We start from the raw sequence: 24,258 nt of genomic DNA on the forward strand, positions 1-24,258 counted from the left end.
AACGGACGGCAAACGTTCCCTACAAGGCAGGTTTTCTGGCCTCGACCAGGGTGGTGCCGAACCAGGGGCCGCCGTACCACAGGCGGGCGCCCAGGTCGCGCCGGCGGATGTCGATCACGCCCAGGTCGCGCAGGGCGTCCTCGTAGTCGGGCGCGTACCGGAAGTCGGCGATCAGCATGAGCCCGCCGGGCCGCAGCACCCGATGGGCCTCCCTGATGGCCTGCCGGCGGCCTTCGGCGGCGGGGATGTTGTGGATCGCCAGGCTCGACACGACGACGTCGAACGCGCCGTCCTCGAACGGCAGGTCGCGCATGTCGCCCGTGACCAGGTCGATCCGGTCGGCGACGCCTTCGGCCGCGGCGTTGGCCAGGGTGACGGCCGCGGCGTTGCCCGACTGGTCCTTCGAGCTCCACAGGTCGACGCCGGCGGCCCGTCCGGAGGTGAGCCGGGCGGCGGCGGCCAGCAGCACCGCGCCGCGCCCGCAGCCGAGGTCGAGCACCCGCTCACCGCCTTCGAGCGGCTCCAGCAGCTCGGCCCAGACGGCGAACTTGCCCCGGCGCGTGGTGTAGAGGTAGCTGGCCGCGCTGGCCAGCGTGTAGAGCCCGCCGAAGGCGAAGGCGATCCCGGCGGCGGGGATGTCCAGCACGAACGAGACCGCCGCGAGAGCCAGCAGGACGATCGCCCCGAAGAGCAGTCCGCCGAGGGCCCACGGTGCGTCGAATCCGTAGCTACCGTGTCGAGTGCTCACGTTCACGTTATATCTCAAGAGGGTCTTGACCGGGAATTGAGCAAACACTTCCCCTTCACCCTCAAATAGCCCGCAACGCAATAACTATGGTGACTTGGATGGGCTGGCATTGGGGGTTTGACCAGGCATGACAGGGAAACAACGCGAATTCGGCCTAGGAGCGAGCATCGCGCTGACGGTGGCGTCGGCCGCGCTGTGGGGGGTGGCGCACCTGGCCACCCACCGTCATCGGATGGGCATCGCCCTCATGGCGGCCTACGTGCTGATGCTCGCCGGCGTCCTGACGGTGGTCACGGCGTTCAGCACCCGTCTGTTGTCGCTGGCGGTCCAGCCCGGCTGGCTCACGGTGCTCACCGTGGCGCTGGTCGGGATCGCGCTGGCGTGGACCGCCGTGATCATCCGGTCGTTCCTGCTCGTCCGTCCCGACTCCTCCGACACGGCCGGACGTTTCCTGACCACCACGCTCGCGGCCGCCCTCTGCGCGCTCGTCCTGGCCCCCACCGCGTACGCCACCCGCATGGCCTACCTGTCCCGCGACGTCGTCAGCCACGTCTTCGCCACCACCACCGGCAGCGCCCCCGTCGTCGCCCAGGACCCGTGGAACGGCGCGAAGCGCGTCAACTTCCTGCTGATCGGCGCGGACGCCGCCCCCGGCCGCCCCGGCGTGCGCACCGACAGCATGACCGTGGCCAGCGTGGACACCGAGACCGGCGCCACCACCCTGTTCGGCCTGCCGCGCAACCTGCAGCGGGTCCAGCTCCCGCACGGCCCGGCCAGGAGCCGCTTCCCCTTCGGCTTCACCGGCGACGGCCCCAGCACCCCCGGCCTGCTCAACGAGATCTTCCAGTACGCCGAGGACCACCCGGAGATGGTCCCCGGCGTGGGCAAGGGCAAGCGCGGCCCGTCGCTGCTCAAGCGCACCGTCAGCGACATCCTCGGCATCCCGGTCGACTACTACGCCATGGTCGACATGAAGGGCTTCGCCGAGATCGTCGATGCGATGGGCGGCGTCCGGGTCACCGTCAAGGACCCCATCGTGTACGGCAGGTACCGCGAGGGCCTGCTGCCCGCCGGCACCCGCAAGCTGTCCGGCGAGGAGGCCCTCTGGTACGGCCGCTCCCGCACCGACAGCGACGACTACGTCCGCATGGGCCGCCAGAAGTGCCTGCTCAACGCGGTGGCCAAGCAGGCCGATCCGATGACCGTGCTCAAGAGCTTCGAGAAGCTGGCCGCGGCCACCAAGCGGGCCATCTCCAGCGACGTGCCCCAGGACCTGCTGCCTGCCCTGATCGAGCTGTCGGACAAGGTGAAGGACACCAGGATCCGGAGCCTCAGCTTCGTCCCGCCGCTGATCAGCACCGTCACGCCCGACTGGTACCTGATCAGGCGCAAGGTCTCCGAGGCCCTGGACGAGCGCCCGGCCAACCGGTCGGCGAGCGCGCACCACTCCGCCGCCCCGACCCAGGACCCGGAGACCCCGGTCAACCTGGACGCCGCCTGCGGCTGACTCTCACTTTCCCGACAGCCATCTCCCGAGCACGGAGTGTGGCATGATGGTGCGCGAGCCCAACGGAAACGATTTTCATCGTCATTTCAGGAGCGCACGTGAGAGTGGCATTCGTCGGCAAGGGCGGCAGCGGGAAGACGACGATCTCGGCGCTGTTCGCGCGGCACGTGGCGGCCCAGGGCGACCCGGTGGTCGTCATGGACGCCGACATCAACCAGCACCTGGCCCTGGTGCTCGGCCTCGACGCCCAGCCCGAGCCGCTCGGGGCCCACCTCACCGAGATCAAAGACCTGCTGCGCGGCGACAACCCGCGCATCGCCTCGGCCGAGACCATGGTCAAGACCACCCCGCCGGGCCGCGGCTCGCGCCTGCTCCGCTTCGACGACCTGGCCGCGCTCGACTACGCCGTGACCACCCCTCATGGCCTGCGCCTGCTGGCCACCGGCCCGTTCGACGACGACGACCTCGGCGTGGCCTGCTACCACTCGAAGGTCGGCGCGGTGGAGCTGCTGCTCAACCACCTGGTCGACGGCCAGGGCGAATACGTCGTGGTCGACATGACCGCCGGCTCCGACTCCTTCGCCTCCGGGCTGTTCACCCGGTTCGACCTGACCTTCCTCGTCGCCGAGCCGACCAGGCAGGGCGTGAGCGTCTACCAGCAGTACCGCGACCACGCCGCCAAGTACGACGTCGCGCTCGCCGTGGTCGGCAACAAGGTCCACGGCCCGTCCGACGTGGAGTTCCTCCGCGCGCACGTGGGCGACGACCTGCTGACCTGGATGGAGCACTCCTCGGCGGTGCGCGCCATGGAGCAGGGCCGCCACTTCACGCTCGACGACCTGGAGCCGGCCAACACCGAGGCGCTGGCCGTCCTACGCAAGACCCTCGACGCGCAGGAGAAGGACTGGCCGCGCTTCGGCCGCCAGACCGCCGAGTTCCACCTGCGCAACGCCCGCGCGTGGGCCAACGCCCGAACGGGAGCCGACCTGGCCGAGCAGATCGATCCTGACTTCGTCTACGGCCCCTAAAACGCACCTCCAGGCCTCTGGAGCTACCCACTTCCCCCACATAACGTCAGATTCGATCCCCTTCGAGAGGAGACAGCATGTCGCTGACCGTCCCGAACGATCTGCTGGACCAGGCCCGAGCCGGAGACGTGGACGACGCCGCGTTCGTCGCCTGCGTCCGCGACTCACTCCCCTACGCGTGGTCGCTGATCAGCGAGCTGGTCGCCGAGCGCGCGCAGAGCGGAGCCGAGTTCGCCGACAACCAGGTGCCACCGCCGTCCGAGGAGGCACGCGGCCAGCTCCTGCGGTGTCTGGCGAGCGACGCGATGCGCGGCGCGCTCGAACGCCACTTCGGCGTACGGCTGGCCTTCCAGAACTGCCACCGGGTCGCCGTCTTCGACCCGTCGGCCACCAAGGCCCTCGACGAGTTCGTCACCCCACGGGCCCAGATCCTCAACCAGAAACCGGAGCTGGTCGACTGCTGAACCCACGGGCGAGCCGGGCCGTCCCGGCTCGCCCGTCAGCCCGCCAACAGGGGGAGGACCTCGGCGCCGATGCGGCGCACGTCCTCCAGGGCCCGCCGGTGGTCGCCGATGCCCTCCACGGTCAGGATGACGTGCTCGATCCCGGTGCTCTCGGCCGTGCGCCGCAGCACCTCGGTGCAGTGGGCCGGCGAGCCGACCGGATGGATGCGTGTCAGCAGGTCGACGTAGGCGGCGACGTCCCGCGAGGGGCGCGGCCGGCCGTCCACCGGCAGGTATCCGGCCAGCCCGGGGCCCAGCCAAGCGGGCATCGACTGCTTCAGCTCCCGGACGGCCGCCTCCGTCGAGTCGGCCACGTGCGCCACCCCGGCCGCCAGGTGCCCCACGGGGCTCCCGCCCCGCGCGACGTGCTCGGCGACCAGCAGGGCCTTGTCGTGGTCGCCGATGTGCATGCCGAGCAGCATCGGCAGCCCGCGCTCGGCCGCCAGCGCCACCGTCGAGCCCGACGTGCACGCCACCACGGGCCGCAGCCGGGCCCGCGGCACCAGGGCGACCTCCCTGAACCGGAAGAACTCCCCCTCGGCCGCCACCGACCCCGCGGACAGGGCCTCGACCAGCAGGTCCAGCGACTCGGCGAAGCCCCGCTCGAACCGGTCGAGCCCGGTGCCGAACACCTCCAGGTCGACCCACGGGCCGCCCCTGCCGACGCCGGGCGTGAACCGCCCGCCCGACAGGTGGTGGAGCATCGCCGCCTGCTCGGCCAGCGCCACGGGATGCTGGGACGACAACACGCTGACCGCCGTGCCGAGCCCGATCCGGCTGGTACGCCCCGCCGCCACGGCGGCCAGCGTGACCGCCGACGGGCACACGCCGTAGGACATGAAGTGGTGCTCGGCGATCCAGGCGTCGTGGAACCCGGCCGCCTCGGCGGCCTCGATCAGCTCCACCGAGTTCCGCAGGACCTGCCCTGGATCCTGGCCGGGAAAGCAGGCCGCGATGACGAAGACCCCGATCCGCACTCCCCCGATCCTACGGCTCAGCCGAAGAGCGCGGCCTGCCCTTCACCCACGAGCGGATCCCTGACCTGCTTCAGATGCCGCCATTGCGGCAGGTCGTCCAGGTAGGACCAGGAGAGCCGGTGGTGCGGTGTGGGGCCGAGCCGGGCCAGGGCGTCCTGGTGCGCGGGCGAGGGGTATCCGGCGTTCTCCGCGAAGCCGTACTCCTCATGCCCGATCGTGCCCATGTAGGCGTCCCGCCGCACCTTGGCCAGGACCGAGGCCGCCGCGACCGAGACGCTGGCCGCGTCGCCCTTGATCTCCAGGCGGACCGGCCAGGGTGCGCCGATGTAGTCGTGCTTGCCGTCGAGGATCACGGCGTCGGGGCGCACCGGCAGGGCTTCCAGCGCCCGGCGGGCGGCCCTGCGCAGCGCCTCGGTCATGCCGAGCGCGTCGATCTCGGCGTGGCTCGCCTCGCCGAACCCGATGCCGGCCGCCCATGCGGTCAGCTCGCCGGCCAGCGGGCCGCGCTTGGCGGCCGAGACCTGCTTGGAGTCGGTCAGGCCGGGCGGCGGCTCGGACAGATCGGTCACGACGGCGCAGACCGTCACCGGCCCCGCCCACGCGCCCCTGCCCACCTCGTCGACGCCCGCGACCGTGTGGGTGCTCGGCATGGACAGCAGGAGCTGCTCGATCTCGTACGTCGGCGCCATGGGCGAGACGCTACCGCTCGGCCGGGGTCACCGGCTCCAGATCACCGGCGATGTACCGGGCGGCCACGTGGATCGCCCGCAACGTCACCGACACCGACGGCCGGTGCACGCTGGACCTGCGGGCGACCGCGATCACGTCGCGGCCGACCGGGTTGCCGGGGAACTCCCTGACCGCCAGGCCGCGCACCCCGGCGGCCAGCGCGAGCGCGGGCACCGCGGCGATGCCGATGCCCTTGGCGACGAGGGACAGGATCGTCCCGAGCCCCTCGAACTCCCAGGGCGTCGGCCGGGTGCCGCCGACGTCCACGAACAGCCGGTCCACGGCCAGGCGCGAGGGCTCGCCGTCGGGGGTGGCCATCCACGGCTCGTCGCGCAGCTCGCGCAGGTCGAGCGGCACTCCGGGGTCGGCCAGCCGGTGCCTGCGCGGCACGACGAGCACGATGGGGTCGCGCAGCAGGGGGAAGACCCGCAGGCTGTCACTCTCGCGGACCGACCCGTACCAGTCGTCGACGAGGGCGATGTCCACCTCCCCCGACTGGACCTCCCGCATGCCCCGCCCCGACCTGCTCTGCCCCAGGCGGAGCGTCAGCTCGGTGTGGCGGCGCAGCGAACGCGCGAGCGCCGGCGCGAATGCCACGGCCGCTGTGGGGAAGGCGGTGACGACGACGCGCCCCGAGGGGGTGCCCGCATGGGCGGAGAGGTCGGACTCGGCCTCCTCGACCATTGACAGGATGCGTTCTGCGTGCTGGACGAGCCGGCGTCCGGCGTCGGTCAGCTCCGCGCTGCGCGCGGTTCTGTCGATCAGCGCGGTGCCGGTCTCCCGTTCCAGCGCCGCGAGCTGCTGGGAGACGGCCGAGGGGCTGTAGCCCAGCGACTCGGCGGCGGCCGCGATGCTGCCCCGGCGAGCGAACTCACAGATCAGCGCCAGACGCCGGAATTCGAGCATCAGACTTCCTTACACCTACCCACAAAAAGCCTCGCTTGTACTGATGCCTTCATACAACCACCCTGGGAACGTGACAAACATGACCGTGACCTTGTCCGCCACCTTGGCGGCGAACGAAGACATCGAACGAAGACGGCGCGCCGGGGAACGCGTGCTGCACCTGGCCTTCGGTGAGGCCGGTCTGCCCGTCCACCCGGCGCTGCGCGACAGGCTGGCCGCCGCTTCCGAGCGCAACGGCTACGGGCCGGTCGCGGGCGCGTCCGGGCTGCGGGCCGCGGCGGCGGGCTACTGGGCACGACGGGGGCTCCTGACCGACCCCGAGCTGGTCGTCTGCGGACCTGGCAGCAAGTCGCTGCTGTACGGCCTGCTCCTGGCGATCGGCGGCGACATCGTTCTGCCCATGCCGAGCTGGGTCAGCTACGCCGCGCAGGCCGATCTGGTGGGCTCCCGTCCCATCCTGGTGCCCGCACCGCCAGGAGAGGGCGGGGTGCCCGACCCCGACCTGGTCGTCGCGGCGGTCCGCCGGGCCCGGTCGGCGGGCAGGACGGTCAGCTCCCTGCTGGTCACGCTGCCCGACAACCCGACCGGCCGGCTGGCCACGCCGCAGACCGTCGCCCGCCTGGCGGCCGTGGCGCGCGAGCTGGACCTGATCGTGATCTCCGACGAGATCTACCGCGACCTGGTCCACGACGAGTCGGCCGGCTACACCTCGCCGGCCGACCTCGCGCCCGAGCGCACGATCATCACCACCGGGCTGAGCAAGAGTCTGGCGCTCGGCGGATGGCGGATCGGCGTGGCCCGGCTGCCCGAGGGCGCGCACGCGCTGCGCACCCGGCTGCTGGCGGTGGCCAGCGAGATCTGGTCGGCGCCGGCCGCGCCCGTCCAGGAGGCCGCGTCCTACGCCTTCGACGAGCCGCGCGAGCTGACCGACCGGGTCGCCGGCAGCCGGAGGTTGCACGGCATCGTGGCGCGGGCCGTCCACGAGCGGTTCACGGAGATCGGCGCCTCGGTGCCGCGACCTCAGGGAGGCTTCTACCTCTATCCCGACCTGAGCCACCTCAGGCTCGGCGGCTCCGCCGAGATCACCCGGATCCTGCTGGACGAGCACGGCATCGGCGTCCTGCCCGGACACGCCTTCGGCGACGACCCGTCGGCCGCCCGGGTACGCGTGGCGGTGAGCCTGCTCTACGGCGACTCACCCGAAGAACGACTGACCGCGCTGAACAGCGCAGATCCCCTTCAACTGCCATGGATCGCAGCGAATCTGAACCATCTGTCCATGGGTCTGAAGGAGCTCGCTCTGGTCCGTCACGGCGTCGTGGGTGAACGTCACCCGGCGCTGGTGCCGGCACCATGTCACGGTTAGGCGAATCTTTCCCCAAGAGCTGGTTTACCATCCACCAAATCAGCCCTCTGACCTGCGGAAACACCGCACATCCAGAAACCCGGGAAAGATGGCTTCGAGAGCCTGGTTACGCGCGCGCCGCGCGAGCCTCATCATGTGCTCATGCCCGCTCTTGTCACCTTGTCCGGGCGCTCCGTGCGCCTGGAACCTCTCAGCCACGCGGTGATCGACGATCTCGTCGCCGCGGCGAGTGAAGACCGCTCCACTTACGCCTTCACTCGCGTCCCGGACGGCCGGGACGAGATGGTCTCCTATGTGGAGGCCGCCATGGCTGAGCAGGCGGAGGGCCGCACGCTGCCCTTCGCCATCCGGTGGCTGAACACCGACCGCGTGGTCGGTGCCACCCGTCTCATGCACCTGGAGTACTGGCAGGGCCCCATGCCCTGGCCTCCGGGTACACGGGGTGCGGTGGGCGACATCCCGTCCGTGGCGGACATCGGTTACACCTGGCTGGGCGCCTGCGCCCAGGGCACCGGAGTCAACCGGGAGAGCAAGTTCCTCATGCTCTCACTCGCTTTCGAGACCTGGAACGTCCACCGCATCACACTCAAGGCAGATGTCAGGAACGTCCGATCCCGGGCCGCCATCGAGGCCCTCGGCGCACACTTCGACGGGGTGCGGCGAGCGGATAGCCGAGGCGCCGACAACACGGTCCGAGATACGGCCTTCTACTCGATCCTGAACTCCGAATGGCCGCTCGTCCGAGAACGGCTGGCCATGCGGCTCGGACTGGTAGAGGCAGCGTAGGAACATCGGCAACGGCCCCGCCCATACTTTCCGGGCGGGGCCTGTATTTTTCTGCGTCCCCATCGGCTCTACATGACACGCCCCCGTGTCGGTGCGCCATGTACGGCCTGCCATCAGCATGCGGAGGCACGGTCAACACCTGATCAAAGGCGGATCAACGGTTCGTTCCGGCGATCAGCCCAGTTCTAGGTGGTAAGCGGTACTGGATCTATCATTTGGACACAAATCGTTCCATTGCCCGGGAGACAGACGGCATGGCTGGTCAGAGCGTTGAGGGCGGGCTGCGGTTCGCCGTGCTCGGTCCCGTCCGCGCGTGGCGCGAGGGGCAGGAACTCGACCTGGGCACCCCGCTGCAACGTTCGATCCTCGGCATGCTGCTCCTGCGGGAGGGCCGCGCGGTCACCCCCGCCGAGATGATCGACGCCGTCTGGGGCGAGGACGCGCCGCCCCGCGCCCTGGGCGCGCTGCGCACCTACGTCTCCCGCCTGCGCACGGTGCTCGAACCCGACAGGCCCGCCCGCTCCCGTCCGGAGCTGCTGACCTCCATCGGCCGGGGCTACGCGCTCCGCCTGCCCGACGACGCCCTCGACCTGACCCGCTTCGAACGCGGCATCGCCGAGGCCGAGGCCGCCCGCAAGGCCGGCCGGCTCTCCGCCGCCGCCGAGGGCATGCGGGCCGCGCTGACCCTGTTCGAGGGCGAGCCGCTGGCCGGCGCCGTCGGCCCGTACGCCGAGCACCAGCGCGACCGCCTGGCCGAACGCCGCGTCAGCGTCATCGAGACGCTCATGGACCTCGACCTGGAGCTGGGCGGGCACGCCGCCGTCGTGTCCGAGCTGATCGCGCTCACCGCCGAGCACCCCCTGCGCGAACGCCTGCGCGCCCAGCTCATGCTCGCCTACTACCGCTGCGGACGGCAGGGCGACGCCCTCAACGTGTTCACCGAGACCCGCCAGGCGCTGATCGACGAGCTCGGCATCGAGCCCGGCAGCGAGCTGACCGCGCTCCACCAGCGCATCCTGGCCGCCGACCCGGCGCTCACCCTCGTGCCGCCGCCCGCCGTCCCGGCCGAGCAGGCCGCCGGCGTGCCCGCGGCCGAGGAGGAGCCGCCCGCGCTCGAACTGCCCCGCCCGGCGCAGCTCCCGGCCGCCGTCGGCGACTTCACCGGGCGCAAGGAGGTGGCCGTCCGCGTCCACACCCTGCTGTCCGCGCAGTCGTCGGCCGAGGGCGTGCCGGTGGTGGCGTTGTGCGGCATCGGCGGCGTCGGCAAGACCACGCTGGCCGTCCACGTGGCGCACGCGGCCGACGACCTGTTCCCCGACGGCCAGCTCTACGCCGACCTGCGCGGTCACAGCGACGAGGTGACCGCTCCGGAGTCGGCGCTCGGCGGCTTCCTGCGCGCGCTCGGCATCCCGCCCGACGTCATCCCCGACGGCCTGGCCGAACGGTCGGCGCTCTACCGCTCGCTGCTGTCCGACCGGCGCATCCTCGTGCTGCTGGACAACGCCCGCGACGCCGACCAGGTCAGCCCGCTGCTGCCGGGCTCGCCGGGCTGCGCGACGATCGTCACCAGCCGGGCCAAGCTGGCCGACCTGCCCGCGGCCCGGCTGATCGACCTCGACGTCATGGAGCCGGACGAGGCGCTGTCGCTGTTCGCCTCCGTCGCCGGGCCCGAGCGGGTGGCCGCCGAGCACGGCGCCGCCATGGACGTGGTCGCCGCCTGCGGTTTCCTGCCGCTGGCCGTCCGGATCGTGGCCGCCCGCCTGGCCGCCCGCCCCTCCTGGACGGTCGCTTCCCTGGTGCCCAGGCTGGCCGACGAGCAGCGCCGCCTCGACGAGCTGCGCGTGGGCAACCTGGCGGTCGAGGCCACCTTCGCGCTCGGTTACGGCCAGCTCGAACCGGCCCAGGCCCGCGCGTTCCGCCTGCTGTCCCTGCCGAAGGGCCCCGACATCTCGATCGGGGCCGCCGCGGCCGTCCTGGCGATGAACGTGTACGAGGCCGAGGAACTGCTGGAGTCGCTGGTCGACATGAGCCTCCTGGAGGCCACCGCGCCCGGCCGCTACCGCTTCCACGACCTGCTCAGGCTGTTCGCCAGGCGCGTCCTGGACAAGACCGAGCGCCCGCAGGACAAGACGCTGGCGCTGCGCCGGCTGCTCGGCTTCTACCTGGCCTCGTCCCGGTCGGCCCACCGGCTGGCCTACGAGGGCAGCATGATCCCCGACAACCTGGCGGTGGTCGGCAGCGGGCTCACCTTCACCACCGTCGACGAGGCCGTGGCCTGGCTGATCTCCGAGGGCGACTCGCTGTTCGCGGCCATCAACCAGGCCGCGACCACGTCCACAGCCGGAGAGCAGCTCCTGCCCGCCGCCGACATGCTGGTGGCCATGGAACCGCTGCTGGAGGCCGGTACCCACACCCGCGAGTTCGACCAGGGCACCCGCGCGGTGCTGGCCGCCGCGCTGGGCCTGGGCGACGAGGCGAGCGAGCTGCGCTCCCGGTACGTGCTGGGCCGGGTGCTGTTCGCCGGCAACCAGCTCTCGGAGTCCGAGGCCCACTTCCGCCGCGTGTACGAGCTCTCCGACGCCCGCGGCGAGAAGATCGTCACCGGCGAGGTGCTCAACGCGCTGGCCGTCGTCGTGGGCCGGCAGCGCCGCCACACCGAGGCTCTCACCCTGTTCGACGCCGCCTCCCGCTACTACCGGGAGAACGGCGTCCCAGCCGGCGAGGCCCTGGTGCTCAGCTACTCGGCCCGCGACCACCTGGGCCTCGGCCACGCCGACGACGCCATCGCCGCAGCGGAGAAGGGCCTGGCCATCTTCACCGAGATCGGCAGCGGCGCCGGCACCGCCCGCGCCCGCTACCACCTGGGCATCGTGCTCAGCCGGGTCGGCCGGCTCACCGAGGCGGTGCACCACCACGCCGAGTGCCTGGCCTTCTTCCGCTCCAGCAAGCAGCGGGTCTGGGAGCAGCGCGTGTGCTCCCGGCTGGCCGAGACGTTCATCGCCGCCGGGCGCTACCCCGACGCCGTACGCCACGCCGAGCAGGCGCTCCTGGTCTCGCGCGAGATCGGCCACCCCTACGGAGAGGCGCTCTCGCTCACCGTGCTCGGCCGGGCGCTACGCGGACTGGGCAGCTCCGCCCGGAGCCTCGACTGCCTCAGGCAGGCCTACGACGTCTTCACCCGGCTCGGCGCCCCCGAGGCCGGCGACCTGAAGCTCCTGCTGGACAGCGTCGCCGTCGAACGGTCCGTCGTCGAGTCCTGAGTACAGCTCGTCGTCCAGACGTGTCATCCACACATGGTTGATCAAGGCTGTCCTTAGTCAATGCCGATGGCAGCCCGGCCGGTCATCCTGACCGCCACGCGTCGCCAGGGGGCCCGGTCATCCGGATGCTTCGCGTGACGGCTAGCCGCCTCACACGGACGACCGGCCGGGACTTGACGCGGACCTTCGAACCCCCCAGGCCCGCGTCTCGGTCAGAAGCCTCCACCGGCGCGGTCAACGTCGGATCAACGGTGAATCAAAGCAGGAAATAACCCTCGGCGATGAGCGGCCGGACCGCGTCGGCGTTGGGGATCTCGCCGTCGCCGACCAGCTCGGCGATCACGTTGAGCAGCGGCCCGAGCGCCAGCTCGCCGTCGCACACGCCGGCCAGGGCGGCCTCGACGGTGCCGACCTCCCTGCTGCGCCGCAGCCCCTGCGTCTGGCGCAGCACGATGCGGATCGGGTCCTCGGCGCCGGGCAGGCCGACGCGTTCGTCCAGCACGCCTTCGGCCGTGCGCAGCAGCGCCGCGTCGAGGTCGGCGGCGCGGTGGGCGGCGGCGATGGAGTCGAGCACGTCGTCGACGTAGTCGCCGACCGGCAGGGCCACCTGGTGGGGCAGGTGCTCCACGCGCACGACCGGGTCGAGGGTGCCGGAGTTGCGCATGGTGATCCAGCCGAAGCCGATGCCCTCGACCTTGCGCTCGTCGAACCAGGCCAGCCACCGGTCGTAGTGGTCGGTGTAGCCCTTGGTGCCCTGCTCGGCCGCGTCCTTGAGCCACAGCTCGACGTATTCGGCCGGGTCCTGCACGTCACGCTGGACGACCCAGGCGTCGCAGCCGGTCTCGCGCAGCCAGCCGCCGACCCGGTCGTGCCAGTCTTCGCCCTCGACGTGCAGCCAGTTGGCCAGGAAGTGGGCCTGCCCGCCGGGCGCGAGGTGGCGCGGGGTGCGCCGGACCAGGTCACGGCAGAAGTCGTCGGCCTCGCCGCCGGACTCGCGGTAGGTCAGCGTGCGCTCGGCCCCGGGGGCGATGACGAACGGCGGGTTGCTGACGACCAGGTCGAACAGCTCGCCCTCGACCGGCTCGAACATCGACCCCACCCGCGCGTCGACGCCGCTCACGCCGGACAGCTGCCAGCTCAGCCGGGCCAGCTCCACGGCGCGCGGGTTGAGGTCGGTGGCCACCACCTGCTCGGCCCGCCCGTCGAGGTGGAGCACCTGGACGCCGCAGCCCGTGCCGAGGTCGAGCGCGCGCGTGACGGGCCGGCGGCTGACGAGCTGGGCCAGGTTGGCCGAGGCGCCCCCGGCCCCCACGACGTGGTCGGCCCGCAGCGCCGGGTCGCCGGGCCGGACCTTGCGGTCGGAGACCACGTAGCCGCCGGTCTCCCACGGCTGCAGGTGCACGGTCGCCCTGATCAGGTCGCCGTCGGCCGACACCAGCCCCGACTCCAGGACGGCGGCCGGCACGGATCTGGCCGGCACCGGCACGCCGAGCCACCAGAGCCTGATCAGGACGCCCAAGGGGTCGCCGTCGGCGGTCGCCCGCAGGGCCGGGACGAGCTCCTCCCGCGCCAGGGCCGAGGCCGCCATGGCGCCGAGCCGGTCGCGGACGCCGTCGATCGTGTAGCCGGTTTCGAGGAGGTGATGGCGCAGTCGTTCCACGGACACCATCCTTTCACCAGCCACCGACAGTGCTCATACTGTTACTTACGCGCCCAAGTGTTCTGCAAGCCATGGACAAGTGGGTGGCGGTATCTCTAGGGGTGCACGACGCCGTACCGAGGAGCGCGCCCCCATGCTGATCCCCTGCTTGGCCTGCGAGTCGCGATTCGGGCCCGACGAGTACTTCAACGCCTGCTCCGACTACAACCGGGGCCTGGACCTGGTCTCGTGGACCTGCCCGCGCTGCGGCAACCGCGACGACCTGCGCGTGCTGCCCGGCGAGCTGGGGTTCGGCTACCCCTCGCGCGGCAGGTTCGACGTGCACGACCGGCTGCGCGTGCCCGGCCTGCGCAGGCAGCGCGGCGACCTGCGGCTGGACATCTCCCTCGACCGCTCCCGCTGGCAGGTCAGGACGCGGATCCGGCAACCGGCCTGACCGGCGCGCACGCGTACGCGGGCGGCTCGCCCCTCAGCAGTCGCGCGATGTCCTCCACCAGCGCCTCCGCCAGCTCCTCCAGGCTCTCCCCGGTGGCCTCGCCGAGCCTGGGCGTGAGCACCACGTTCGGCAGCCTGGTCAGCGGGTGGGCCGGATCGAGCCATTCGCCCTCGAAGTGGTCGAGCCCGGCGCCGCCCACCTGGCCCTGGCGCAGCGCGTCCACCAGGGCGGTCAGGTCGTGCAGGGCGCCGCGCGAGGTGTTGAGGTAGATCGCGCCCTGGCGCATCGCGCCGAACTCGCTGTAGCCGAACAGGCCCCTCGTGTCCGGGGTCAGCGGCACGTGCAGCGACACCACGTCGGCCTCGGCCAGCAGCGCGGGCAGGGTGTGCGTGGCCTCGGGGACGTACGGGTCGCAGGTGACCACCCGCATGCCCAGCCCCTGGCAGCGCCAGCGCATGGCCCGGCCCACCCGGCCGAGGCCGACGATGCCGAACGTGCGTCCGGTGAGCCGTCTGCCGCGGTGGCGCTGGGCGGGGGGCACCCTGCCGCGATGGGCACGGCCCCTGCGCACTTCGCGGTCGGCGGTGACGATGTTCCTGCTGACCGCGAACAGCAGCGCGAGCGTCAGCTCGGCCACCGCCTCGGGGTCGCGGTCGGGGGCGTGCAGGACGGTGACCCCGCGCTCGGCGGCCAGGCGCAGGTCGACCCCCGTGGGGGCGCCCAGGCTGGCCACGATGTCGATGTGGAGTCCGAGCACCGAGGTGCGAACCTGGTCGCCGTCGGTGATGAGCACGTTCGCGCCGGTCTCGATGACCAGGTCGGCGAGCTGCTCGTCGGTGAAGCCGACGCTCGGCCGGGGAGGAGCCTCGGCCACGTCGGCGACCTCGCCCAGACGGGCGAGCGCGCTCTCCGGCAGGTCGGGCAGCACGAGCGCCCGAGGTCTTCTCACATTTGGACAATAACACCACAGACGGTGCTCAGATCATTGCTCCCCGCGCTGGCGGAGACTCTGCCAGGCCGCCTCGCCCAGGCCCTTGATCTCTTCCTCGGTCGGGGTGTGCGCCCCGGCGAACCACAGGCGGCACATCTCCTGCGCCGGCCCCAGCCACAGGACGTAGCACATGGTGGCGTGGACGGGCTGGAGCTGCCCGTTCTTCATGTGCGGCTTCCACCAGTCGGAGACCTGGCGGAAGAACGCGCGCCTGGCCTCGGCCACCTCGGCGCCGCCCGGCTCGTGCTTGCGCGGCGGGCGCTCGCTGACCAGGATCCTGGCCCGCTCGGGGTGCTCGCCGGCCCAGCGCATGTGGAAGGCGACCACGGCCTCGATGCCGGCGCGGGCGTCGTCGTGCCGGACCAGCTCGGCGAGGAACTCCTGCTGGTAGGCGTCGAGGATCTCGGCGTACAGGACGCCGTAGACGTGTTCCTTGCTGGCGAAGTGGTGGTAGAAGCTGCCGACGCTTACACCGCTCTCCTCGCGCAGACTGGCCAGCGTGGTGGCCGAGACACCGTCCTGGCTGAAGCGGCGGAGGGCGCCCTCGATGATGCGGGTGCGGCCGTCGCGTCCGTTCTTGACACTCTTCACACTGTCAATGGTGTGCTACCAGAACCTTGTTCCGCAAATACTCCGGCCAGATCGATCATAGCGGTCACCTCGACCGTCCCCGACGCGACCTTCATCTCGGCGTCCGGCCACAGCCTGCGGACGAGCCTGAGCACCCGCCGGTTCTCGCCCATCACGTCCATCCCGACCGTACGCGCGCCCCGCACGGCGGCCCTGAGCAGCAAGGTGTCGACGAGCCGCGGGCCGAGCCCGTTCCCCTGCCAGCGGTCGGCCACCACGACGGCCACTTCGACGTCGGCGCAGCCGCCGCGGTAGCTCATGGCGTGCCCGACGATCTCGTCCCCGGCGGTGACGACGAGCGCGTCGCGGCGTTCGTCCAGGGTCAGCAGGGCGCGTACGAGGTGGGCGGCCGGGACGGTCAGGGCGGTGAAGAAGCGCAGCGTCTGGGTGTGCAGCGACAACCCCGTCAGGAAGCGTCTGATCCGTTCCTCGTCGTCCGGGCGGACCGGGCGGATCTGGGTTCCGTGCATAGACTCAGCCTGCTCCGCAGAGCTGAGTCTGTCAATCGAACTCAGATATAATACGAAGATGAGCGTGCCGTTCCGATTGGGCTTCCGGGTGGACAACTGCTCGATCGAGCGCACCCTGGACATCGTCGGCGAGAAGTGGACCTTCCTGGTGCTGCGCGAGGCGTTCAGCGGCGTGCGCAGGTTCGCCGACATGCAGGCGGTCACCGGCGCCCCCCGCCAGGTGCTCAGCGCGCGCCTGGCCCGGCTGGTCGACGAGGGCCTGCTGCGCAAGGTGCCCTACCGCGAACCCGGCCAGCGCCAGCGCGACGAATACCGGCTGACCGACAAGGGCCGCGACCTCTATCCGCTGCTCGTCGCGCTCATGCACTGGGGTGACAAATACCTGGCCGACGAGGAGGGCCCGCCGGTGCTGCTCACCCACCGCGACTGCGGCGCCCCCATCGAGCTGCGCTTCCGCTGCGCAGAAGGCCACGAAGTGGCCGGGCCGCGCGAGGTCACGCCGGTCCCCGGCCCGGGCCCCGGGCTGCGCACCGTCTGAGCGGGCGAGCCGCGTGAGCGAGCACCCGACCCCTGAGCGGGCGAGCCGCGTGAGCGAGCACCCGACCCGGTGCCTAACCTTGAAGGCGTGTACCGGTTCCTGCTGACGCCCCGATGGCTGGCGCTCCACGTCGTGGTGCTGCTGGTCATCCCCGCCTTCGTGTTCCTGGGCAGGTGGCAGTTCGGGCGTTTCGAGGAGCGGTCCGACAACAAGGACAGGGTGACGGCCAACATCGAGGCCGCCGCCGTCCCGCTCGACCGGCTCGCGGCTCCCGGCCGACCGGTCGGCGAGGGCGACCGGTTCCGCACGGTCGTCGCGTCCGGCACGTACGACGCCGCCCACGGCCTGCTCGTCCGCCGCCGTCCGCAGGAGGGCCGCAACGGCTTCTACGTCCTGACCCCGCTCGTCACCGGCGACGGCACCGCCGTGATCGTCAACCGCGGCTGGATCCCGGCCGCCGCCAGCGCCGACGCGGCTCCCGAGGTCCCCGCCCCGCCCACCGGACAGGTAACTGTCACCGGACGGCTACGTCAGAGCGAGACCGAGGACTCCACCGGCATCCGCGAGCGGTCCGGGCTGCCGGACGGCCAGGTGCTGCTGATCGACGCGGCCAAGATCGGGCAGCGCATGCCGTACCGGCTGGTGGGCGGCTATGTCGAGCTCACCGGGCAGCAGCCGCAGGCCGCCGCCGCGCCCGCTCTGGTGCCCGCCCCCGACGTCGGCTCCGGCGGCGGCCTCAACCTGGCCTACGGGGTCCAGTGGTGGCTGTTCATCGGCATCGCGATCGGCGGCTGGATCCTGCTGATCCGGCGCGAGGTGGCCGAGCAGAAGTCCGGGAAACCCGCCGGTGAGACGGTGGCGGCCCAGGAGACGGAAACCGCCGCCAATTAAGGTGTGAAGGGTGATCCGCCACATTGAGTTCACCAATCTCCGCAACTTTCGTGACGTAGGTGGATATGCCACCGAGGACGGGCGCACCGTCCGGTGGCAGCGGCTCTACCGGGCCGACTCCCTGGGCTGGCTGGCCGGCGACGACCTGCGGGCCTTCCACGCGCTGCGCGTGCGCACCGTGATCGACCTGAGGCATCCCGCGGAGGTCGAGCGGGCCGGACGCGTGCCGGAGACCGAGGGGCTGCGCTACCGGAACCTGCCGATCGAAGGCCGTCCCTGGGACATCGCGCAGTTCAGCGAGGAGATCGGCGTCGAGCGCTACCTCGCCGACCGGTACCTGGAGGTGACCGAGGACGGCGTGGAGAACCTGCGCGCCGCCGTGGAGACGGTCGCCGTCGCGGACAACGCGCCGGTCGTCATCCACTGCGCGGTGGGCAAGGACCGCACCGGCCTGCTGACCGCGCTGATCCTCTCGCTCGTCGGCGTCTCCGAGGACGACATCGTCGCCGACTACGCCCTGACCGGCCTGGCGACCGAGCGCTTCATCGCCGACCAGCGCACGAGGCACCCGGACGCCCTGCTGTGGCCGGGGTTCGGCCGCGCCCCCGCCCAGGCCATGCGCCTGTTCCTGGACGACCTGATCGACCGGCACGGCTCCGTCGAAGGCTACGTCACCGGCGTGCTCCAGGTCGACCGGGCCACCATCGCCGAACTTCGCGAAAATCTCCTGACTGATTCGATCTCCCGCGGGTAGAAGGCGCCGGGGTCCGCAAGGGGCAGCATCCTCAAGGACCCCACAAGCCCGGGATCGCCCTCATCCCCCTCCAGGCGGTCCCGGGTACGAATGCATGGATACCCAACGGATACGTCGCAGCTTGTTCGACGTTATGCCGCCGTCGTACGGTTACCTGCGTGACTACGCCGCTGCTCCCCGACCCTGACCCCCGGCGGCGCGACTATGTGATCATCTCTGCCGACGATCACCTGATCGAGCCTCCTGACCTCTTCGAGGACAGGCTCCCGGAGAAATACGCCGACGTCGCGCCCAAGGTCGTGGAGACGGACGCCGGTCACCAGGTCTGGCGCTATGGCGGTGCCACGTACCCGTGCGCGGGCATCGACGTGGGCGCCGGGCTGCCGCGCGAGCAGTGGACCCTGGATCCGGTCAGGTTCGAGCAGATGCGTCCCGGCTGCCACGACATCGAGGCCCGCGTCCAGGACATGGACGTCGCCGGCATCTGGGCCGCGCTGTGCTTCCCCGGCATGCTGGCCGGCCAGGCGGGCATGCCGTTCGCCCGCACCCGCGACCAGGAGCTCGGCCTCGCCCTGGTCAAGGCGTGGAACGACTGGCACATCGACGTCTGGGCCGGCACCTACCCCGAGCGGATCATCGGCCTGCAGCTGCCCTGGCTGCCCGATCCCGACGTCGCCGCCAAGGAGATCAGGGCCAACGCCGCCCGCGGCTTCAAGGCCGTGGTCTTCCCCGAGTTCCCGACCAGGCTCAGGCTGCCGTCGATCCACACCGGCCACTGGGACCCGTTCTTCGCCGCCTGCGAGGAGACCGGCACGGTCGTGGCCCTGCACACCGGCGACTCCTCCTGGTCGCCCGTGCCCTCGCCCGACACGCCCATCGAGGCGATCACCACGCTGATGCCCACCAGCGCCATGTTCGCCTGCGCCGACTGGCTCTGGTCGGGCCTGCCGCTGCGTTTCCCCGGGCTGCGCATCCTCATCGTCGAGGGCGGGGTCGGCTGGCTGCCGATGCTGGCCGAGCGCGCCGACTACGCGCTCGACCACCCGGTCGCCGGCGAGGCCGCCTGGGACGGCGGACTCAAGCCCAGCGAGGTGCTGCGCCGCAACTTCTTCTTCGGCACGCTCGACGACCACGCGCTGTCCGGCGTGCGCCTCGCCGTCGGCCTCGACCATGTGCTCCAGGAGAGCGGTTACCCGCACTCCGACTCGACGTGGCCCGACACCCAGAAGGCCGTGGCCGCGAACCTCGGCGCGCTGCCGCCCGCCGACATCGCCAGGGTCGCCTACGGCAACGCCGCCCGCCTGTTCGGGCACCCGCTGCCCTCGCGCGCCTGGTTGCGGATGGAGGAGATCTAACCCTCGTTCTCGACCAGCCTGGCCTGGATGATCTTGCGCTCGTGCTCGACGTAGCGACCGCTCTCGCCGAGCAACGAGGCGATCAGCCAGAGGAACACGCCGAAGTCGTCGGCCACCCCGACGAGCACCAGGAAGTCGGGGATGACGTCGACCGGCGACAGGATGTAGACCACGCCGAGCGCCATCAGGGCGAGCTTGCCCTTGCCCATGCCGTCGTAGCGGCCGCGGGTGACCGCGCCGATCATGCGCGGGATCGCCCGCACCCTGGTCATCATGCCCGGCGTGCCAGGCTTGGTCACCTCGCGGTACGTCCGCCACGCCGCCGCTGCCCGTGCTGCCTTCGCCATCATGACGATCCTCCTACCCCCGGCTTCTCACGACATAACGCGTCAGCCGGGTGAGGGGTTCCTGGCGATCAGCGCATGGCGGCGTGCTCGAACGGCCTGACCTGCTCGATCTGCGCGGCCACCCGGATCAGCAGATCCTCGCGTCCGGCCGCCGCCACGAGCTGCACGCCGACCGGCATGCCCGCCGCGTTCCTGTGCAACGGCAGCGAGACGGCGGGCTGGCCGGTCGCGTTGATCGGCGAGGTGTAGGCCACCACCTGCGCGGTCCTGCCGAAGGCGGTGCTGAGATCGGCGGGCGGGATCCAGCCGAGCGGGAACGGCGCCGCCCCCGACGACGGCATCAGCAGCAGGTCGTTGCCCCCGGCCCACCAGGAGGCAATGCGGCGGCGGAAGCCGTCCACCCACTGGGTGGCCAGGATGTGGTCGGCCGCGCTGTTGGCGCGGGCGGCGGTGACCATGGCGGCGTTGCGCGGTTCGAGCTCGTGCAGTTCCACCGGCCTGCCGCGGGCCGCGCCCAGGCTCACGACGTGCGCGGCGAGGTTGTTGGCGACGATGGCGGCGAAATGCCGGGCGAACTCCGGCTCGGCGAGCGCCGCCGGGCCGCCCGGGGTCACGTCGTGACCGAGGCTCTCCAGCAGCGCCGCCGCCCGGGTGACGGCCTCGGCCAGGTCGGGATCGGCGGGCACGTCCGGCCTCGGGTGGGCGGTCAGGAAGCCGATGCGCAGCCGTCCCGGGTCGGCGTGCAGTTCGGCGGTCAGGGGGCCGGGCAGCGCGGGGGCGTCGTAGGGGTCGCCCGGCTCGTAGCCGGAGACCGCGTCGAGCGCGGCCGCCGTGTCGCGCACGGTCCTGCTCACGAAGCCGGGGCAGGAGAAGCCGCTCCAGCCCTCGCCCATGGACGGGCCGTGGCTCAGCCGGCCACGCGTCGGCTTGAGCCCCACCAGGCCGCACAGCGAGGCCGGGACGCGGATCGAGCCGCCGCCGTCGCTCGCCGTGGCCAGCGCGACCATGCCCGCGGCCACCGCCGCCGCCGACCCGCCGCTCGACCCGCCCGCCGAGTACGCCGGGTCGTAGGGGTTGCGGGTGGGCCCGTACGCCACCGGCTCGGTCGTGATCGTGCTGCCGAACTCGGGGGTGTTCGTCCGGCCCAGCAGCACGAAACCGGCCCGGCGCAGGCGGACCACGCCATGGCCGTCCTCGGCGGCGTCCAGGTCGTCGCGCACCCGCGAGCCCGCGGCGTACGGCTCGCCGGCCTGCCGCCAGCCCAGGTCCTTCAGCAGGATCGGCACGCCGCGGAAGGGCGCGTCCGCCGGGAGGTCGTCGATCTCGGCCAGCGCCCGCTCGAACCGCCGGTGGACGACGGCGTTGAGCTCGCCGTCGTGGGCCTCGACGGCGGCGATGGCGGCCTCGGTCAGCTCGCGGGCCGACACCTGCCCGTCCCTGACCGCCCGGGCCTGGCCGACGGCGTCGAGCCGCAGGACGTCGTCCATCAGCCCTCCCGGACCGGGGCCAGGTCGCGCACGGCCTGCTCGATCGGCACCTCGCCGCCGGGGATGGGCGCGAGCACCGGCGTGTCGAGCCCGTTGTCGACGTACTGGCGGATCCTGGCCCGGCAGGTGGCGGCGTCGCCGTGCACGACGAGGGCGTCGACCACCTCGTCGGGGATGGCCTTGAGCGCGGCCTGGCGATCGCCGGCCGCCCACGCCTCGTGCATGGGACGCAGCACCTCGCCCCGGCCCAGCCAGTCGTGGAAGGCGGCGTAGGCGGGCACGGTCAGGTAGCTGGCCAGCATCCACCTGGCCATCTCGCGCACCTTGTCGGCGTCCTCGCTCACGCAGACGAACAGGCGGGCGATGAGCTCGGTGTCGGGGCCGATCTCGGCGCGCACCTTGGGCACGTCCTCGGGGGCGAGCCAGTTGGTGATCGCGCCGTCGGCCTCCTCGGCGGCCAGGCGCAACATCCGGGGCCGCAGGGCGGCCAGCACGATCCTGGGGGCGGTCTTCGGCGCCCGTTCCAGCTTGAAGCCCTTGATCTCGAACGTCTCGTACCGCTCGGAGACCTTCTCCCCCGCCAGCGCCCTCCGCAGGAAGCGCAGCGTGTCGCGGGTGCGGGCGTACGGCTTGGCGAACTCCACGGCGTTCCACCGCTCGACGATCGCCGGCGAGGAGGAGCCGATGCCGAGCACGAACCGGCCGGGGGCCAGGTCGGCCAGGGTGGCCGCGGACATGGCCAGCAGCCCCGGCCCCCGCGTGGAGACCGGGACGATCGCGCTCCCGAGCCGCATCCCCGGAGCCCACTGCGTGGCCATCGCCAGCGGGACGAAGCCGTCGTTCCCGTTGACCTCGGCCGACCAGGCGTCGGTGTAGCCGAGGCCCGGCAGCTGCGCGATCAGCTCCTGCGACCTGGCCAGGGAACGGTCGTAGAAGGGGATGGTCATGCCCCAGTTCGGCGTCATTCATGGCCTCCGGTTCGGCGACGGTGAGCCGACCATACCAAGCGGCCATACCAAGCGGTATGTCACCGCAAGGAGCCCCCTAGGCCCGCAGTTCGTGCACCGCCGCGATGAAGTCCTTCGTGATCCCCTGCAACCCGGGCAGATGCGACAGCCCCACCAACCGGTCCACCAGCGGCACCGTGACCTCGATCAGCCGGTACGTCCGCACGCACCCCGGCGAGGTGTCGTGCACCCAGAACAGCACCATGCCCATCGACAACAACCACAGCAGCTCGGGCAGCTCCGCCCGCAGCTCGGCGTTCATCCGGTCCTTCGACCCCTCGACCACCTCGCGGTAGATCCCGATGGACGCCTCCCGCGCCGGCGACGACTGCGCGCTGAACGGGCTCAGCGGGTTCGTCGGCTCGGCCGCGTGCTTGAAGAACTTCACCGCGAACTCGTGGTACGGCTCCGACACGCGCACCCACTCGCGCAACACCCCGCTCAGCCTCGCGGCGAACGACCTCTCCGTGGCCAGGAACTCCCGGCAGGCCTGCTCGTGCTCGGCCTGCGCGCGGTCGTAGTAGGCCTGGATCAGCGCCTCCTTGCTCTCGAAGTAGTAGTAGGCGTTGCCCACTGACACCCCTGCCTCGGCGGCGATGGCGCGCATGGTCGTCGCGTCGAAGCCACGCTCACGGAACAGTCGCAAGGCCGTCTCGACGATGACCTCTCGGGTGCTCTCCGATCCTCTGTTTCGGGCTTCGGACACGTTCGTCACTTTACGTCTTGAAAGCGTGGTGGGTCATGGAGTGGCACGGTGATCGCCGCCACAGGGCAAAGATGACTATGAGACATGAGTTATCTCCTGGGAATGGTGGGATTGTCGTTTCAGGCGGAAGGGCTCTTTTCCGCGAAAAGGCATCGACATGTGGATACGTGGAACAGCGCGCACCTTCGTGGTGGCGCTCCTCGGCATTCAGATCACCATAATCGCGCTGGCGTCGGCCGCTTCCGCCGCCTCCCACCCATCAGGTGGAGAGCGGGCTCAGGCGCCAACACCGTTCAACCGTCCTGACGAGACCGGGGGGATGCTCGACCTGTCCCTGTGGTTCCCGGAGGGGATCGACGGACCGTGGACCAACATCCGGCAGGCCGCCGTCGCGGCGGCCCTGGCGGAGACATACCAGGTCGAGCAGCACCAGGCGGACCCCGCGGCCGCCAAGTCGCAGCTGTCGAAGGAGGACTCCGAGGAGACGGAGGACGCCTGGGCCGAGGCCGAGGACGCGTTCGTCGCGCAGCCGGACACGCAGGAGCTCGCGGAGCGCCCAGAAGCCGTCACGAGGCCCGCGAGCGTCGAGGAGGCGATGACGCCCCGGAGCCGGCCGCAGAGGTCGCAGCAGCGATCTCAGCTTGATCTGGCACGGGTGCTGCCCAGGCAGGCCGCCATGCACATGACCCACGCCCTGGCCGCCCGCTGGCTCAAGAGCTCGGGCCTGCGCACGAAGTCGTCGGGCCACTGTACGAGCCGCCACATGCACCACTGCACCTCGCTCGACTCCGTCAGGGCCGGCACGATCGCCCGGATCATCGACCTCAAGCATGACAGCGGCTGCCCGGTCATGGTGACCGGCGGCACCGAGGCGGGTCACGCGCCCGGCCAGTACAGCCACGGAAACGGCTACAAGCTCGACATCACGCACAACGCGTGCATCGACCGCTACATCACCCGGCACCACCGCAAGGCGGGCGTCCGCGGCGACGGCGCCGCGCTCTACCGCTCCGCCACCGGAACCGTCTTCGCCAACGAGAGCAGCCACTGGGACATCCTCTTCCGGTGACAGGCCCCGCCCGCGGGAGAACGTGACCCGCCGGGAATGCACGAATCGCCGGGAAACGCGGCTCCTCGGAGAAGGCGACAGAACTCTCCGGGAAACGCGAAGGACGC

General features: G+C 71.5%; 24 protein-coding genes. 12 read left to right on the forward strand and 12 right to left on the reverse strand.

Going from position 1 to position 24,258, the window contains the following annotated elements; all coding sequences use genetic code 11:
- Nucleotides 1-19 precede the first annotated feature (19 nt).
- On the reverse strand, nucleotides 20-748 hold the full coding sequence (locus tag ACFYYW_RS33655) for a class I SAM-dependent methyltransferase (protein WP_387654797.1): 729 nt from the start codon (nucleotides 746-748) through the stop codon (nucleotides 20-22).
- Nucleotides 749-875: 127 nt separating this feature from the next.
- On the opposite strand from ACFYYW_RS33655, the gene ACFYYW_RS33660 reads away from it, so the two are divergent.
- From ACFYYW_RS33660 to ACFYYW_RS33670, 3 genes are all read left to right on the forward strand, one after another.
- Nucleotides 876-2,255: an LCP family protein gene (locus ACFYYW_RS33660; RefSeq protein ID WP_387654799.1), complete on the forward strand. Its 1,380-nt coding sequence runs from the start codon at nucleotides 876-878 to the stop codon at nucleotides 2,253-2,255.
- Between the two features lie 98 nt (nucleotides 2,256-2,353).
- The gene (locus ACFYYW_RS33665; protein ID WP_387654801.1) at nucleotides 2,354-3,283 is read left to right on the forward strand and encodes an ATP-binding protein; all 930 of its coding nucleotides are present in this window, start codon (nucleotides 2,354-2,356) and stop codon (nucleotides 3,281-3,283) included.
- A gap of 77 nt (nucleotides 3,284-3,360) precedes the next feature.
- The gene (locus tag ACFYYW_RS33670) at nucleotides 3,361-3,747 is read left to right on the forward strand and encodes an SCO5389 family protein (protein WP_358291377.1); all 387 of its coding nucleotides are present in this window, start codon (nucleotides 3,361-3,363) and stop codon (nucleotides 3,745-3,747) included.
- Between the two features lie 35 nt (nucleotides 3,748-3,782).
- Here the strand turns inward: ACFYYW_RS33670 and ACFYYW_RS33675 are convergent, their stop codons facing one another.
- The 3 genes from ACFYYW_RS33675 to ACFYYW_RS33685 are packed head-to-tail and all read right to left on the reverse strand — an operon-like array spanning nucleotide 3,783 to nucleotide 6,398.
- Complete coding sequence (locus ACFYYW_RS33675; RefSeq protein ID WP_387654804.1) at nucleotides 3,783-4,763, reverse strand: LLM class flavin-dependent oxidoreductase; 981 nt, start codon at nucleotides 4,761-4,763, stop codon at nucleotides 3,783-3,785.
- A 17-nt stretch (nucleotides 4,764-4,780) separates the two neighbouring features.
- Nucleotides 4,781-5,452 (reverse strand): ribonuclease HII, encoded by a 672-nt coding sequence (locus ACFYYW_RS33680; RefSeq protein WP_387654806.1) that lies wholly within the window; start codon nucleotides 5,450-5,452, stop codon nucleotides 4,781-4,783.
- A 10-nt stretch (nucleotides 5,453-5,462) separates the two neighbouring features.
- Nucleotides 5,463-6,398, reverse strand: coding sequence for a LysR family transcriptional regulator (locus tag ACFYYW_RS33685; protein WP_387654809.1), 936 nt, complete (start codon nucleotides 6,396-6,398; stop codon nucleotides 5,463-5,465).
- A 79-nt stretch (nucleotides 6,399-6,477) separates the two neighbouring features.
- On the opposite strand from ACFYYW_RS33685, the gene ACFYYW_RS33690 reads away from it, so the two are divergent.
- From ACFYYW_RS33690 to ACFYYW_RS33700, 3 genes are all read left to right on the forward strand, one after another.
- Nucleotides 6,478-7,764 (forward strand): pyridoxal phosphate-dependent aminotransferase, encoded by a 1,287-nt coding sequence (locus ACFYYW_RS33690; protein ID WP_352318375.1) that lies wholly within the window; start codon nucleotides 6,478-6,480, stop codon nucleotides 7,762-7,764.
- A gap of 141 nt (nucleotides 7,765-7,905) precedes the next feature.
- On the forward strand, nucleotides 7,906-8,550 hold the full coding sequence (locus ACFYYW_RS33695) for a GNAT family protein (RefSeq protein ID WP_352318377.1): 645 nt from the start codon (nucleotides 7,906-7,908) through the stop codon (nucleotides 8,548-8,550).
- A 254-nt stretch (nucleotides 8,551-8,804) separates the two neighbouring features.
- Complete coding sequence (locus tag ACFYYW_RS33700; RefSeq protein WP_387654812.1) at nucleotides 8,805-11,810, forward strand: BTAD domain-containing putative transcriptional regulator; 3,006 nt, start codon at nucleotides 8,805-8,807, stop codon at nucleotides 11,808-11,810.
- A gap of 256 nt (nucleotides 11,811-12,066) precedes the next feature.
- Here the strand turns inward: ACFYYW_RS33700 and ACFYYW_RS33705 are convergent, their stop codons facing one another.
- On the reverse strand, nucleotides 12,067-13,479 hold the full coding sequence (locus ACFYYW_RS33705; protein WP_387654815.1) for a methyltransferase: 1,413 nt from the start codon (nucleotides 13,477-13,479) through the stop codon (nucleotides 12,067-12,069).
- Between the two features lie 124 nt (nucleotides 13,480-13,603).
- Between ACFYYW_RS33705 and ACFYYW_RS33710 the strand changes: the two genes are divergently transcribed.
- Nucleotides 13,604-13,906: a hypothetical protein gene (locus ACFYYW_RS33710; RefSeq protein ID WP_352318383.1), complete on the forward strand. Its 303-nt coding sequence runs from the start codon at nucleotides 13,604-13,606 to the stop codon at nucleotides 13,904-13,906.
- Here the strand turns inward: ACFYYW_RS33710 and ACFYYW_RS33715 are convergent.
- From ACFYYW_RS33715 to ACFYYW_RS33725, 3 genes are read right to left on the reverse strand one after another with little or no spacing between them, the layout of a single operon-like run.
- A complete protein-coding gene (locus ACFYYW_RS33715; RefSeq protein ID WP_364413070.1) occupies nucleotides 13,878-14,855 on the reverse strand; it encodes an NAD(P)-dependent oxidoreductase in 978 nt (325 codons plus the stop codon). The genes ACFYYW_RS33710 and ACFYYW_RS33715 overlap by 29 nt on opposite strands.
- 33 nt (nucleotides 14,856-14,888) lie before the next feature.
- Nucleotides 14,889-15,488, reverse strand: a complete 600-nt coding sequence (locus ACFYYW_RS33720; protein WP_352318387.1) for a TetR/AcrR family transcriptional regulator — start codon at nucleotides 15,486-15,488, stop codon at nucleotides 14,889-14,891.
- Nucleotides 15,485-15,997 carry a GNAT family N-acetyltransferase gene (locus ACFYYW_RS33725; RefSeq protein ID WP_352318389.1) on the reverse strand — a complete coding sequence of 171 codons (513 nt, stop codon included), beginning with the start codon at nucleotides 15,995-15,997 and terminating at the stop codon, nucleotides 15,485-15,487. Before ACFYYW_RS33725 ends, ACFYYW_RS33720 begins: the two co-directional genes overlap by 4 nt.
- Nucleotides 15,998-16,055: 58 nt before the next feature.
- On the opposite strand from ACFYYW_RS33725, the gene ACFYYW_RS33730 reads away from it, so the two are divergent.
- From ACFYYW_RS33730 to ACFYYW_RS33745, 4 genes are all read left to right on the forward strand, one after another.
- Nucleotides 16,056-16,535, forward strand: coding sequence for a helix-turn-helix domain-containing protein (locus tag ACFYYW_RS33730; RefSeq protein ID WP_352318391.1), 480 nt, complete (start codon nucleotides 16,056-16,058; stop codon nucleotides 16,533-16,535).
- Nucleotides 16,536-16,622: 87 nt separating this feature from the next.
- The gene (locus ACFYYW_RS33735; RefSeq protein WP_387654820.1) at nucleotides 16,623-17,426 is read left to right on the forward strand and encodes an SURF1 family protein; all 804 of its coding nucleotides are present in this window, start codon (nucleotides 16,623-16,625) and stop codon (nucleotides 17,424-17,426) included.
- 10 nt (nucleotides 17,427-17,436) lie between these two features.
- The gene (locus ACFYYW_RS33740; RefSeq protein ID WP_387654823.1) at nucleotides 17,437-18,180 is read left to right on the forward strand and encodes a tyrosine-protein phosphatase; all 744 of its coding nucleotides are present in this window, start codon (nucleotides 17,437-17,439) and stop codon (nucleotides 18,178-18,180) included.
- Nucleotides 18,181-18,338: 158 nt separating this feature from the next.
- Complete coding sequence (locus ACFYYW_RS33745; protein WP_352318397.1) at nucleotides 18,339-19,535, forward strand: amidohydrolase family protein; 1,197 nt, start codon at nucleotides 18,339-18,341, stop codon at nucleotides 19,533-19,535.
- On the opposite strand, the gene ACFYYW_RS33750 is transcribed toward ACFYYW_RS33745, so the two are convergent.
- The 4 genes from ACFYYW_RS33750 to ACFYYW_RS33765 all read right to left on the reverse strand — a co-directional run bounded on the left by ACFYYW_RS33750 (nucleotide 19,532) and on the right by ACFYYW_RS33765 (nucleotide 23,082).
- The gene (locus tag ACFYYW_RS33750; RefSeq protein ID WP_387654827.1) at nucleotides 19,532-19,885 is read right to left on the reverse strand and encodes a YkvA family protein; all 354 of its coding nucleotides are present in this window, start codon (nucleotides 19,883-19,885) and stop codon (nucleotides 19,532-19,534) included. The genes ACFYYW_RS33745 and ACFYYW_RS33750 overlap by 4 nt on opposite strands.
- Nucleotides 19,886-19,950: 65 nt before the next feature.
- Nucleotides 19,951-21,369 carry an amidase gene (locus ACFYYW_RS33755; RefSeq protein WP_387654830.1) on the reverse strand — a complete coding sequence of 473 codons (1,419 nt, stop codon included), beginning with the start codon at nucleotides 21,367-21,369 and terminating at the stop codon, nucleotides 19,951-19,953.
- A complete protein-coding gene (locus ACFYYW_RS33760; RefSeq protein WP_352318403.1) occupies nucleotides 21,369-22,334 on the reverse strand; it encodes an LLM class F420-dependent oxidoreductase in 966 nt (321 codons plus the stop codon). Before ACFYYW_RS33760 ends, ACFYYW_RS33755 begins: the two co-directional genes overlap by 1 nt.
- Nucleotides 22,335-22,413: 79 nt before the next feature.
- On the reverse strand, nucleotides 22,414-23,082 hold the full coding sequence (locus ACFYYW_RS33765; protein WP_352318405.1) for a TetR family transcriptional regulator: 669 nt from the start codon (nucleotides 23,080-23,082) through the stop codon (nucleotides 22,414-22,416).
- A 319-nt stretch (nucleotides 23,083-23,401) separates the two neighbouring features.
- Here ACFYYW_RS33765 and ACFYYW_RS33770 point away from each other — a divergent pair, with 319 nt between their 5' ends.
- Entirely contained in the window at nucleotides 23,402-24,151 is a 750-nt protein-coding gene (locus ACFYYW_RS33770; RefSeq protein ID WP_387654834.1) for a hypothetical protein, read from the forward strand.
- Nucleotides 24,152-24,258: the final 107 nt, after the last annotated feature.

The organism is Nonomuraea sp. NPDC001831 (genome assembly GCF_042892035.1).
Lineage (GTDB): Bacteria > Actinomycetota > Actinomycetes > Streptosporangiales > Streptosporangiaceae > Nonomuraea.